The 14,433-nt window shown below is 34.9% G+C and carries 6 protein-coding genes and 1 pseudogene; all 7 read left to right on the top strand.

From position 1 onward, the window contains the following. Positions 1-666: pseudogene (locus B3J44_RS01285) on the top strand (hypothetical protein); the annotation flags it as partial. A 15-nt stretch (positions 667-681) separates the two neighbouring features. Continuing rightward, a complete protein-coding gene (locus B3J44_RS01280) occupies positions 682-3,141 on the top strand; it encodes a T9SS C-terminal target domain-containing protein (RefSeq protein WP_286965091.1) in 2,460 nt (819 codons plus the stop codon). Positions 3,142-3,321: 180 nt separating this feature from the next. Further along, a complete protein-coding gene (locus B3J44_RS01275) occupies positions 3,322-5,337 on the top strand; it encodes an aceric acid hydrolase (RefSeq protein WP_286965089.1) in 2,016 nt (671 codons plus the stop codon). A gap of 209 nt (positions 5,338-5,546) precedes the next feature. Next, on the top strand, positions 5,547-6,533 hold the full coding sequence (locus B3J44_RS01270) for a pectinesterase family protein (RefSeq protein ID WP_286965088.1): 987 nt from the start codon (positions 5,547-5,549) through the stop codon (positions 6,531-6,533). A gap of 706 nt (positions 6,534-7,239) precedes the next feature. Continuing rightward, positions 7,240-10,620, top strand: coding sequence for a SusC/RagA family TonB-linked outer membrane protein (locus B3J44_RS01265; RefSeq protein ID WP_286965087.1), 3,381 nt, complete (start codon positions 7,240-7,242; stop codon positions 10,618-10,620). A gap of 18 nt (positions 10,621-10,638) precedes the next feature. Next, positions 10,639-12,612: a RagB/SusD family nutrient uptake outer membrane protein gene (locus B3J44_RS01260; protein ID WP_286965085.1), complete on the top strand. Its 1,974-nt coding sequence runs from the start codon at positions 10,639-10,641 to the stop codon at positions 12,610-12,612. Between the two features lie 103 nt (positions 12,613-12,715). Beyond that, positions 12,716-14,428, top strand: a complete 1,713-nt coding sequence (locus B3J44_RS01255) for a polysaccharide lyase (protein WP_286965083.1) — start codon at positions 12,716-12,718, stop codon at positions 14,426-14,428. Positions 14,429-14,433 lie beyond the last annotated feature (5 nt).

The raw sequence follows: 14,433 nt of genomic DNA, 5'->3' as shown, positions 1-14,433 counted from the left end.
TTAAACCTTTCTGCAAATGAATTATCTAAAGAAGACGTTGAATATTTAAAAGCATTTCAAACGAGAATTCCGCCTTTGAATTTTGGGCAGATCGAAAATCATAAAGTATTGCTTCCTGCTAAAACTTGGGAAAGAGTTAATAATTCTGAAGTTCCGCAACTGTATCCTGTTTATCCGTGGGGAATTTACGGTGTTGGAAAACCTGATTTAGAAACGGCTTTAAATACATGGAAATACGATCCAGATGCTTTAAAATTTAGAAGTCATGTAGGTTGGAAACAAGATAATATTTTCTCGGCTCGTTTGGGATTAACTGAAGAAGCGGCAAAATACAATACGTTGAAAATGGCCAATTCAGAAAGACGTTTTCCAGCATTTTGGGGACCAGGTTTTGATTGGGTTCCAGATCATAATTGGGGCGGTTCGGGAATGATTGGAATGCAGGAAATGCTTTTGCAGGAAGCAGACGGAAAAATTTATCTTTTTCCAGCGTGGCCGAAAGAGTGGAATGTTCATTTTAAATTACATGCTAAACAAAATACTACGATTGAAGCTGAACTAGTGAATGGAGAATTGAAGGTTTTAAAAGTAATTCCAGAAGAAAGAAAAAAAGACATTATAAATCTGTTAGGAAAATCTGAAGCAGAGAAAACGAAATTAAACTAACTATTGCTAATTAAAATGATAAAGAAATTAATAAGTGCTGCAGTTTTGTCCCTATTTTTGACCACAAATGGACAAGCACAATCAGTTCAAAATGCTGATAAACAAATTGTAAAAGTTGACTTTGATTTTTTTCAAAGAAGACTGGAAGAAGTTCATGATCCGAGTTATGATTCTTGGGTGATTAACGAAGGAAAAGAAGCTGAAAAATCATTTAATAATGTATCATTTAAGTTAAAAGGAAACTTTACTTCTAAATGGTATAAAGTTGGAATGAGCGCTCCGTTTTACAATAGATTAGGAAGTGATGGTTTGGTTACGTCCGAAAATTTAGAATTGAAAATCAGCGGACTGAAAGCAGGAAAACATACACTTTTGACTTTTCACAACGCTTTTGATGTCATTACAGGAAAAACTTTTTCTCCAATCAAAATCTTCGTAAATGGAAAACTTCAGGAAACAGTAAATGCGAGTCAGAGAGCCAATGCTAAAATTGATGCTTCGATGGCGTATATTACTTTTAATGCTGAAAAAGGAAAAGATGTAATTGTTCGTTTTGAAATTGATCCGACAACTAATCCAGATGTTGTTAAGCAAATTGTAATTAACGGTTTTGAAATTGATACACCAAATTTGATGAATCAGGCAAGAACTCCGGAACCTAAAAACAGAGACGAACATGTTGAAGTAGGTAAAACTTTAACTCTAAAATGGGATGCTGTAAAAAATGTGGCATCGCATAAAATATATTTCGGTGAAGATAAAAACGCGGTAGAGAATGCAACAGAATCTTCAAAAGAATTTAAAGGAAAACTGACGGAGAAATCTTTTACAGTTTCTGATTTATATTCAGGAACAACGTATTATTGGAGAGTCGATGAAGTGGATAATAATGGTGAAGTAACTTTAGGAAATGTTTGGTCTTTTAAACCTGCACAATTAGCATTTAAAGGAGCAGAAGGTTACGGACGTTACGCCGTAGGAGGACGTGGCGGAAAAGTAATTGAAGTAACGAATTTAAATGACGATGGTCCGGGAAGTTTACGCGATGCTATCAATCAGGAAATTGGTCCAAGAACGATCGTTTTCAATGTTTCGGGAAATATAAAATTGGCTTCGAGATTAGTGGCAAATCAGCCATATATTACTATTGCAGGACAAACGGCTCCGGGAGAAGGAATTACGATCAGCAGAGCGCCAATTGGGTTGACAGGAAATGATGGAGTAATTCGATTCTTAAAAGTGAGAATAGGAGGCGGAACTACTTTTGACGGAATGGGATTAACAGGTGCAGATTATAGTATAATTGATCACTGTTCAATAAGCTGGACAATCGATGAATCGTTTAGTTCACGTGGCGCGCATCATATTTCGCTGCAAAGAACTTTAATTTCTGAAGCTTTAAATGTGGCGGGACATGATAAATATCCTGCTGGAAAAATGCATGGTTTTGCAGCAACAATTGGCGGTGATATCGGTAGTTTTCATCATAATTTACTAGCGCATAATCAAGGTCGTAACTGGAGTATTGGCGGTGGTTTAAACGGTGACGGTTATTACACAGGAAGATTGGATATTACAAATAATGTGGTTTACAACTGGGGAGGAAGAACAACTGACGGTGGTGCAAACGAAGTAAATTTTGTAAACAATTTTTATAAACCAGGGGCTTCAACTACGATATTTGTGGCCTTAAATGCACAGCACGAAGGCGTTGGAAAAGGAATGCAGCGTTACTATTTTAACGGAAATATTATGCCGGGTTATTTTGATGAGAAATCTCAGGATAAAGGCAGAAAATCGACTATAAGTCATAATGAAAAAGTAGATTATGAAACTTTTGTAGGCAAACCATTTTTTCCTTCTTACGTAGAAACACAATCAGCGAAAGCGGCGTATAAAAATGTACTTTCAGATGTTGGTGCCAATCAGCCGTTTTTTGACAAACACGATAATAGAATTGTAGACGAAACTTTAAAAGGAACTTTTACTTACAAAGGAAGCAAAAGCGGTTTAGGCGGTATGATTGATAACGAACAAGATGCGGGCGGATGGCCAAATTTTGCTTCAGAAACTCGTCCATCAGACTGGGATACAGATCATGACGGTTTGCCAAATTGGTGGGAAAAAGCTTTTGGTTTAAATGAAAATTCACCAGCGGGAGATTTCTCAGATGCGAATTCAGATGTAGACAAAGACGGATTTACACAATTGGATAATTATTTAGATTGGTTGGCTCAGCCTCATTATTTTATCAATTTAAAAGATAAAAAGGTTTTAGTAGCTGCAGATTATTTTAAAGGTTACGAAAATAAACCAGTCTACACTTTCTCTGATCTTAAAAATGGAAAAGTGGTTTTAAAAGGAAAAGAAATTCAGTTTACAGCTATTGAAAAAGGATTCGCTTCTTTCGTTGTAACGGTAAAAGATGCAGACGGAGATTCCATGAGCAGAACGATCAATTTCTTCATAAAATAAAAAAAATGGGTTTGCCACGAATTACACGAATTGCGCTAATTTTTTTCTTTTTTCTGCCACAGATTAAAAGGATTAAATTGATTTTTACACTAAATAATCTGTGCTAATCCTTTTAATCTGTGGCAAAAACTAATTCGTGGAAATTAGTGTAATTCGTGGCAAACAAAAAATTAATTCAAAATGAAAAAGAACATCATCATATCCTCTTTATTTCTTTCAACTGTAATTTTTGCTCAAAACAAGGGTTTAGTTGCTAATTCACAAAGTCCGTATTCTAAATTGCAGAGCGTTGGTTTGCAAGATGTAAAATGGACCAACGGATTCTGGAAAGAACAATTTGATGTAGAAACTAAAAATACTTTGCCGTATATGTGGGATTTGTATCATAGTGAAACTTCTCATGCATACAAAAACTTCGAGATTGCAGCAGGATTAGATAAAGGAACTTTCAAAGGACCTTCTTTTCATGATGGTGATTTCTATAAGATTTTTGAAGGAATGGCAGCAACTTATGCCGTTACAAAAGACAAAAAACTCGATGCCGAAATGGATAAAGCTATTGCGCTATTTGCGAAAGTGCAGCGTAAAGACGGTTATATCCACACACCAGTTTTAATTGATGAACGTTGGGGAACTTTAGGGCCAGAAGAAGTTAAAAAACAATTGGGTTTCGAGAAATACAATATGGGACATTTAATGACTGCAGCTTGTATTCATTATCGTGCAACTGGAAAAACGAATTTCTTGAATATTGCCAAAGGAGTTGCCGATTACTTATATGATTTTTATAAAAAAGCTTCACCAGAATTGGCTAGAAATGCAATTTGTCCCTCTCATTACATGGGAATTGTCGAAATGTACAGAACTGTAAAAGACCCGAAATATTTAGAATTGGCTAATAATCTGATTGATATTAAAGGAACCACAAATGATGGAACCGATGATAATCAAGATAGAGTTCCGTTTAGACAACAAACAACTGCAATGGGCCACGCTGTAAGAGCGAATTATTTATACGCTGGAGTTGCCGATTTATATGCCGAAACAGGAGAAAAGAAATTGTTAGATAATTTAGAATCTATTTGGGATGATGTAACGTATCGTAAAATGTATATTACAGGAGGCTGTGGTTCTCTGTACGATGGAGTTTCGCCAGACGGAACTTCTTATGATCCAACTGTGGTACAAAAGATTCATCAAGCTTACGGAAGACCTTTTCAATTGCCAAATGCAACGGCTCATACCGAAACCTGCGCAAATATTGGAAATGTGTTATGGAACTGGAGAATGCTTCAAATTACTGGAGATGCAAAATATGCTGATATTGTAGAATTAGCATTATACAATAGCGTACTTTCAGGAATGGATTTAGAAGGAGAAAAATTTCTTTATAATAATCCGCTGAATGTTTCCAATGATTTACCGTTTCACCAGAGATGGGGAAATGTGCGTGAAGGTTATATTGCCTTATCAAACTGTTGCGCACCAAACGTAACCAGAACAATTGCTGAAGTTGGAAATTATGCTTACAATATTTCGAAAGAAGGTTTGTATGTAAATTTATACGGAAGTAATCAATTGAAAACAAAATCTTTAAACGGAGAAGAAATCGAAATTGAACAGCAAACCAATTATCCGTGGGACGGAAAAATAACGTTGAAAATTGTAAAAGCGCCTAAAGATTTACAAAATTTCTTTTTAAGAATTCCGGGTTGGAGTCAGAATGCTGAAGTTTTGGTTAATAATTCGAAAATTACAGATAAAATCGTTTCTGGAACTTATTTGAAATTAAATCAAAAATGGAAAAAAGGAGATGTAATTGAATTGAATCTTCCAATGCCAGTTGAATTAATGGAAGCGAATCCGTTAGTGGAAGAAGTCAAAAATCAAGTTGCGGTAAAAAGAGGGCCTTTGGTGTATTGTTTAGAGTCAGATCAGCTTCCTGCAAAAACAAGCGTAAATGATGTTGCTTTAAAATTGAATTCTAAATTTACAACGAATCATTTTACTTTAAACAATAGAGACTTAGTAAGTATTGAAGCAGAAGCTTTTATAAATCCGAATAATTCTTGGAATAAAACTTTATACAAACCGCTTTCGTCTAAAGATGCAACTTCTGTTCCTGTGAAATTGATTCCGTATTTTGCTTGGGGAAATAAAGGGCAAGGAGAAATGACGGTTTGGATGTCTCATTAAGTTTTGGACGCGGATGAAACGGATTTACTACGTAAAGACGCGGATTAAAAAGGGATTCTTTAATTTGTCATAGAAGTATAAACGCATAGTTTGTCATTTCGACCGTAGGGAGAAATCACACTCGGGAGTCGACAAAGATTGGCGATATTCAGTACGGAATTTCTAGTGGGATTTCTCCTTCGTCGAAATGACAAAAAAATAAAAAACATATGAAATACATTCTAACTCTATTTTTAATAACAACACTTTCTCTATCAGCTCAAACGCTTGATAATAAATTGACATTAATCGTTGCACAAGACGGTTCTGGAGATTTTAAAACTATTCAAGAAGCGGTGAATAATGTAAAAGATAATTCTGAGAAACTTGTTGTAATTACTATAAAACCAGGAAAGTATGTCGAGAAGTTGGAAATTCCAGTTTCAAAACCCTTTATTACGTTAAAAGGTTTGGACCGAAATAAAACGATTATTTCATTTGATGATTATTCTGGAAAACCGCTTCGAGAACAAGATCCATCAGGAAAGAAAGAATTTGGAACAGGAACTTCGTATTCTTTCATGATTAAAGGAAATGACTGCACGCTTGAAAATCTTACTGTCGAAAATACGGCGGGACGAGTAGGGCAGGCGGTTGCGCTTCACATTAAAGGCGATAGAGTAATTGTAAAGAATTGCAATCTTTTGGCTAACCAAGATACGCTTTATTTATCTGAAGGAAATACTCGAACCTATTTTGAAAACTGTTTTATCAATGGAACAACTGATTTTATCTTTGGCGCTGCAACGGCTTATTTTTATAAATGCACAATTGAAAGTCTAACAAACTCTTACATCACAGCGGCTTCGACTCCGCAAGGTCAGCCTTATGGTTTTGTTTTTACAGATTGTAAGCTTACTGCGAAAGATAAATCTGTAGACAAAGTGTTTCTGGGAAGACCTTGGAGACCTTATGCTCAAACTGTTTTCATTAATACAAATATTGGTTCTCATATTATTCCAGAAGGTTGGAACACATGGATTGATACTAGATTTCCTGATAAAGACAAAACAGCTTATTATGCAGAATTTGGAAGTAAAGGCTCCAGTGCAAAAGATATATCTCAACGTGTTTCATGGTCACATCAATTAACTAAAGAGGATCTTAAAAAATACAATAGAGATTTAGTTTTAAACGGATGGGATCCGAATAAATAGTATTTTAATTTTATCCAAAATAGAGAACCTTAAACAGAATAAAATTTTAATTTAACAAAAACCCGCTGACATCAATGTTTAGTGGGTTTTTCGTTTTTTTGAAGTTAGCAAAAAATGGATAGATTATCGTTTAAATTTCGTTGGTCAGAATTTACTTTTAAAAAATATTTTTTTTAGTAAAAATTATTCAAACTTTTTTAGGCCATCCTGTAACTATTCTGTTTATTGTTTTGTAAGTTTTTTGCCGCAAAATAAATATACGTTTAGTATTTTTCTCTATCGTTTTCGTAAGAAAAGGGTATTTTATAAGCGCTTATTTATCAGTAGGGATACAGTTTAGTTTTACAGAATATATACTATATGTTTATTTTTGATATAAATCTTATTGTTTTTTCGTCAAAATGAGTTTATAAATTTTCTTTTAAGCAAACATTTACCCTAAATATTTAGGTTCATCTATTTTTTCCATTCGTTTTTTATTAATATTGTTTTTTTAGTCACATTTTTTTTGACATTCTGCGATTAAAACAGGATAGAGCAGGACGGTTCTCATGTATCATCGTCCTATTTTTGGAATATTAAAATAAATGTGTTTTAAACATTTAATAATCTTTAGTTAAGATTTCTTTAAATAAAGTTTTATTAAAATTAAGACATGTTTAAAACATGACTAACTAACATTAATAACCTAACCAAACAAACATTTATGAAACAAGCACTTATAAAAAGATGTAGTTTTCTTTTGTTTACACTGATGAGTGTATTGAGTTATGCTCAGAATCAAGTTACAGTAACGGGAACAGTTACAGACAATTTAGGAGGACTATTGCCTGGAGTTAACATTACTGAGAAATCTACAAAAAATTCAGTGACGACAGATTACAATGGAAAGTATCAGATTAAAGTTAAAAGCGGAGGAACATTAGTTTTTTCTTTCATCGGAATGAAAAAAATGGAGATACCTCTAAATAATCGTTCGATCGTTAATGCAAAAATGGAGGATGATTTTAATCAATTAGATAATATAGTTGTAGTTGGTTATGGTACTCAAAAGAAAAAGGAACTTACTGGAGCTATTGCAACAATTAAAACAGATGAGTTAATGGATTTGCCAGTTACTAATTTATCTGACGCCCTAAAAGGACTGGTTCCAGGGGTTACAGTTTCTAGTGGTACCGGTCGTCCTGGTGATGCAGGAACTATTCAGATTCGTCAAAGTTTTGGTTTTTCGAAAGATGGAAACTCAACTATTCCATTGGTAATTATTGATGATATGATTCAGGTTGATCCAAGTAACGGAAAACCAACTTTGGAGCAATTCAATAGATTAGATCCATCAGAGATTGAAAGTATTACAGTTTTAAAAGACGGTTCTGCTGCAATCTATGGTTCACGTGCTTCTCAAGGAGCGATTGTGGTAAAAACGAAACGTGGTAAAGCAGGTAAAGCAAAATTTAGTTATAACAGCCAGTTTGCTGTCAATGATGCTGTAAGTCACAGTAAAGTATTAAATGCTTATGAGTTTGGAGTTTTTAGTAACAGATTTAATACCGGAAGAGTAGTTGCGCCAGGTGTAGTTGATCCAATTACATTATATTCTCAATCTGAATTAGAGCAAATGAAAGGTTTGAACTATAACTGGTTAGACGAAGCATGGAAACCTGCTATTCAGCAAAAACACTCTTTCAATGTGAGTGGTGGTAGCGAAGATATTACCTATTTTGCTGGTGCAACTTACTTAACGCAAGATGCAAACTTAGGATACCAAAAGTATGATAAATGGAATTTCCGTACAGGAATCAATGCTAAAATTGCTAAGAATTTAGATTTTTCTGCTTCTATTTCTGGAAATGTTGGAACAATTGATAAGTCGTTTACAAAAGCTTCAGCAAATATTAGTGACGGAAGTTATGGATCTGCTGCCGGTGGAGAACAAGCAGATTATGGATTTTTATTACACATGCCACAGCATGTGCCATGGCAAGTTACTCTAGATGATGGTAAAGAATATTATGTGTCTCCATTTCCTAATTCAAACAAAAACTTAGGTAGTGCAAACGCTAATACTACAATTGCTGGTTGGAACTATTTTGCCAATTTAAACAATGGTTCTCATCAAATTACAGATGATAACTCATTTAATGTAACTGCGTCTTTAAATTATAAAGTTGCTGCAGTTAAAGGATTATCTTTTAAAGTAAATTATGCAAGAACTCAAAGTTCTTCTTACACAGAGCAAATTCAGTTGCCTTATGATTTAGCTCGTATTAGAGATTACCAACTTTTAGACAAACACTTAGCAAGTGAAGCTAATCCTAGTATTTATAATGCTACAACGAATCCAACAGGAAGTTATATCATCGATACAAATGTTAGAAACTCGAGAGTTTACTACAATAATAATGATAGTAAGAGCACTCAAGGAGATTTCCTTATTAACTATGATAGAACTTTTGGAGATCATCAAATTGGTGCAATGGTTGGAGGTGAAGCATCAGAAGTATACAATACAGCTACTCGTTTAGCTTATGAGCAAACAGGTAAAGATTACTTAGGAGATTATCGTACAGCAGGAACATTAAATGCTTCTAACAGTACAGCAACGAAAGTTGAAGGTGGAACTCTTTCTTATTTTGGTCGTTTCAATTATAGCTACAAACAGAAATATTTATTCCAATTTCTTTTCAGAAGTGATGCTTCAACGAAATTTGCACCAGAAAAGTATTGGGGATATTTCCCATCTGCTCAGTTGGGTTGGGTAATGTCTAAAGAAAACTGGTTTGAAAAAGCTTTGCCTTGGGTTGATTTCTTAAAAGTTCGTTATTCAATTGGTAAAACAGGAAAAGATAATATCCAACCATGGAGATGGGCTCAGTATTATGATGTTATTGTTGACAAAGGTTTTCAATTTGGAGCTAATGGAGGTACTAATGGAAGTGGTTTAACACCTAGAGTTAACCCTAATAGAAATGTAACTTGGGATACTACTATAAAAAACAACATTGGTATTGATATTAATGTGTTAAAAAATAGATTAAATTTTACCTATGATTTTTACTATGATAAGAGTAAAAACATGTTAACAGATATGAGTAGTGCTGTTGGTGTGCCAATTTCTGTTGGAGGTGGATATGCTGAAGAAAATTACGGAGCAGTTGATGCATGGGGACATGAATTTGCTATTAACTGGAGCGATAAAGTTAAAAGCAATATTAGTTATAACGTAGGAATAAACTTTAGTTATAACAATAATGAAGTTAAGAAATTTCCGGATCAAGGAAACTTAACTCCTGCTAATAACACTACAAGAGTTGGACAATCTGTAGGATTCAATCCTGTTTGGGGATTTGCAGTTTGGAAAGGAACATCTACAGGAGATGGTATTTTACGTACAGATGAAGATATTGCAAATTACTGGGCTTATTTAACTGAGCGTGCTGCTGCAGTAGGTGGTGTGCCAAAATATCTGGATATTAGTTCAATGAGCGGAATGAGAAAAGGATCTTTGGCTTATCAGGATGTTGCGGGTCAGCTTAATCCTGACGGAACTCTAGCGCCAGCTGATGGACAAATCATGAAAGAGAATGATTATGTTAAATTGGCAAACAGCAGCAGAACTTATGGGTTTACTACAAACTTAGGATTTAAAGTAGATGGGTTTTATTTAAGATCTCAAATCTCGACTTCTTGGGGAGGTGCCACTTTTGTAGATTTAGTAAACCAAGGTACTTCTTCTGCCCACAATATGTGGTCTCGTGAGAGCTTCTGGAGCGATATGTATGCTGAAGATAATCCGAACGGAAAATATCCTAGCGTAGCACAATGGGCTTATATGTCAAGTCCGTCAGATTTCTGGCAATTGAATACTTTCCGTTGCTTCGTTAGACAGCTATCTGTAGGATATGATATTCCTAAGAAAGTTTTTGCAGACACTAAAATTTCTGCTATTACGTTGGGTATAACGGGTAATAATCTATGGGATTTATATAACCCTTATCCTGATCATTACCGTAACATGTATGATAATTCTTCTGTAGCATATCCTACACTTAGAACTTGGACGCTTAATTTTAACGTATCATTCTAAACTAAATTTAAAGCAATTATGAAAACACCATTTAAATATATAACATTATCACTATTGCTTGCTGCTGGAGCAGTTTCTTGTAGTGATGATTTTCTAAAAGACAAGAAACAATATTCATTTTACGATGATACGTTTTATCAGACACAGGAACGTGCACAAGCTTATGTTGACAATCAATATTATGATTTTTACAATGCATATAAGTCACCAACTTCTACAATTATTGGTTCTTATACAGATGCCAATTCTAGATTAACAGAAGAGCTAGGAGGAACTCAAGATTTTATCAATCCAAATAAAACACTTGTAAATTCACAAGATGCAAATGGCTACTATGGTGTAAAACTTGCAACAAGTATTAATAATACTCCATATAACAGAATTAGAGAATGTAATGTTTTTTTAGAAGACATTGATGTAAAAGGTTCTAATTTGGACAAAACATTTCGCGATCAGGCAAAAGGGCAAATGTACTATATGCGTGCTATGCAATATTTTGATTTAATGCGTGTGTACGGAGGAGTTCCAATTGTTACTACAGTTCAAGATGCATCAGCTGATGATGCATCAATTCAGCTTCCAAGAGCAAAAGTTTCTGAAGTCGTAGATCAAATTATAAAAGATTTAGACATGGCAGCAAGTTTATTGCCTGGAAACTGGCCTACTCAATACGGTCGTTTTACGAGAGGAGCAGCCTTAGCACAGAAGTCAAGAGTGCTTTTAACTTTTGCTAGTCCATTGTTTAATAAAAACTGGGATGGCTCAACTGAGCGTTGGGAAGCAGCCTTGAAAGCAGGACTAGAAGCAGAAAATCAATTGACTGCAGATGGGTACGGATTGTATGGAAGTACAGCAAAACAATGGGAACAAATGTTTTTGATTGACAATGCATTTTGTTCTGAGGCGATTACTGTTCAACTTTGTGGAACAGGTGTTACCTCAAACGTAATAAACAATTCATGGGAAAAAGGTATTCGTTTATTAAGTTTAGGTGGAACAGGAGGAGGAGTAGCTGCCCCTAAAGAAATGATTGATTTGTTTCCAATGAAAGACGGTAGAAGACCTACTGCTGCAAACGGTTACAATGATTTTACTTTCTTCGTAGACAGAGATCCAAGATTCTACAGAACTTTTGCTTTTTCTGGTTCAAAATGGGGATCAAAAGAAACGCCTAATTCAGTTCTTTGGGCTTACCGTTGGGTAGATGGATCAAATAAAGCAGGTTTTTCAGATGGAAATACTGCAATCTCTAGTCCAGCTTTTGTTAGAAAAATGACAAATACTGCAGCTAGTAAAGAAACCAATTTCCAATATTCTGGAACAGATATTATGGAATATCGTTATGCTGAGTTATTATTGAATATTGCTGAATGTTATGCTGCTTTAGGTCAGACAAATAATACTTTAGCTTATTTAGGGAAAATTAGAAACCGCGTGGGTATTGATTCTAAAAACAATTACGGAATTGGAACATTGGCAGATAAATATCAGGCAATAGAAGCGGTGTTATATGAGCGTAGAGTAGAATTAGCTTACGAAGGAAAACGTTTTTGGGATGTTCAAAGATGGATGCTTTATGATAACGAAGCTCTTCCAGGAGTTGTGGGTGGTACTGTAAGCAAATTAGGTTTAACTCCAATTAATGGAACAAAACGTACTGGTAACTTTTTACAGTATAATTCTACAACAAGTTCTTCGACTACAGATCCTTTAACTTCTGCTCGTGCAAGTGTAGTTGCAGATCCAGATGCAGCAAATTTTGAAGCTCAGTTGAAGACTTTAGAGACGTTCTACAACACAAATTTCATTCGCACACCATTACTTACGCCTATGGATAACTTTAGTGGAGTAGCTGTTAATATTAAATTTAATCCAAATTATTATATCAATGGTTTAAATACAACTGCTTTAACTTCAAATCCATGGTTGTTACAAACTATTGGCTGGAATGATAACTTTGGAGGACTAGGAACCTTCAATTATCAAGAATAGATTTAATATCAAAACAATGATTATTATATAAAGCTTTTCACCTGTATTCGTTAAAAGATACAGGTGATTTGTTTAAAAAGAATTACCACAACTAGAAATTAACATGAAAAATTCCACATTATTTATCGCATCATCTCTGCTTTTTTTAGGAAGTGCAAAATGTTTTGCTCAATATCCGAAGATTAGTCCAGAAGTTCAGGCTCAGGAAAAAGCTATTAAAGAAGAAGCTCAAAGACTCTCTGATGAAGCTTGGGAAAAAGCTTTAGTCGTTATTGAAGAAGAAGCTAGACATGGAAAACCATATATTCCATGGGCAGCAAGACCAACAGATTTACCTCAAGCAGAAATTCCTGCTTTTCCAGGTGCTGAAGGTGGAGGAATGTACACATTCGGTGGACGTGGTGGAAAAGTTTACACAGTAACAAGTCTAGAAGATCGCGGACCAGGAACTTTACGTGAAGCTTGCGAACAAGGAGGAGCGAGAATAGTGGTATTTAATGTTGCTGGAATTATCAGACTTAAAAGCCCGTTAATCATTCGTGCGCCTTATATTACAATTGCTGGACAAACAGCTCCTGGAGATGGAATTTGCGTGGCGGGAGAATCAACTTGGATTGATACTCACGATGTGGTAATTAGACACATGCGTTTCCGTCGCGGAGAAACTTTTGTAGGCCGTCGTGATGATGCTATCGGAGGAAATCCTGTAGGAAACATTATGATCGACCACGTTTCTGCAACTTGGGGATTAGATGAAAATATGTCAATCTACAGACATATGTATAATCCTGGACCAGGTTATCCAGACATCAAAGTGGGAACGGTAAATATTACAATCCAAAACAGTTTGTTCGGAGAAGCTTTAGATACTTACAACCATGCTTTCGGAAGTACTTTAGGTGGAGAAAACTGTTCTTTCATGAGAAATATGTGGGCTAATAATGCAGGAAGAAACCCTTCTATCGGTTGGAATGGAATTTTCAATTTTGTGAATAACGTAGTTTTCAACTGGTACAACAGATCTACAGATGGTGGAGATTACACTGCTAATTACAACATCATCAATAATTTCTACAAACCAGGACCTGTAACCGATTTGACTCAGCCAATTAGCTACAGAATTTTAAAACCAGAATCAGGAAGAAGCAAATTGCCTTATATGGTTTTCGGTAGAGCTTATGTAAACGGAAACGTGGTAAATAATAATGAAAAAGTTACCAAAGATAACTGGGATGGAGGAATTCAAATCGAAAATAAAAAAGGCGAATTAATGACTTATGATGAATCAAAAGACTATTTCGCTAAAATGAAAGCAGAAAAACCTTTCCCTATGCCATGGTTCAATAAATTCATGACTGCTGAAGAATCTTATGAGTTTGTACTTAAAAACGTTGGGGCAACCTTACCACTTAGAGATAAAGTTGACGAAAGAATCGTAAGAACTGTAAAAACTGGAGTTCCAGAATATGCAAAAGGATTAGAGAAAAAGACTTTTTATCAATTCGAACACAGACGTTTACCGATGGATTCTTATAAAAAAGGAATCATTACAGATATTTCTCAAGTTGGAGGATATCCTGAATACAAAGGAAAACCTTATGTAGATACAGACAAAGACGGAATGCCAGATGCATGGGAGAAAAAATACGGTTTAAATCCGAATGATCCATCAGATGCTCAAGGAGACTTAAATGGAGACGGATATTCTAATATTGAAGATTACATTAACGGTGTAAATCCTGCGATAAAAGTAGACTGGAAAGATTTGGCTAATAACAAAGAAACTTTAGTTAGGCCTTTATTAGATTTAAAATAAGAAAT

This window comes from Flavobacterium sp. UBA4854 (assembly GCF_002399805.1).
Lineage (GTDB): Bacteria > Bacteroidota > Bacteroidia > Flavobacteriales > Flavobacteriaceae > Flavobacterium > Flavobacterium ginsengisoli.
Note: the sequence above shows the minus strand (reverse complement) of the source record. Positions and strands in the feature narration are given on the sequence as shown.

Coding starts and splice junctions, on each gene's coding strand:
- B3J44_RS01255 (WP_286965083.1), top strand. CDS start 12,716: ATGAAAAATTCCACATTATTTATCGCATCATCTCTGCTTTTTTTAGGA.
- B3J44_RS01275 (WP_286965089.1), top strand. CDS start 3,322: ATGAAAAAGAACATCATCATATCCTCTTTATTTCTTTCAACTGTAATT.
- B3J44_RS01270 (WP_286965088.1), top strand. CDS start 5,547: ATGAAATACATTCTAACTCTATTTTTAATAACAACACTTTCTCTATCA.
- B3J44_RS01265 (WP_286965087.1), top strand. CDS start 7,240: ATGAAACAAGCACTTATAAAAAGATGTAGTTTTCTTTTGTTTACACTG.
- B3J44_RS01280 (WP_286965091.1), top strand. CDS start 682: ATGATAAAGAAATTAATAAGTGCTGCAGTTTTGTCCCTATTTTTGACC.
- B3J44_RS01260 (WP_286965085.1), top strand. CDS start 10,639: ATGAAAACACCATTTAAATATATAACATTATCACTATTGCTTGCTGCT.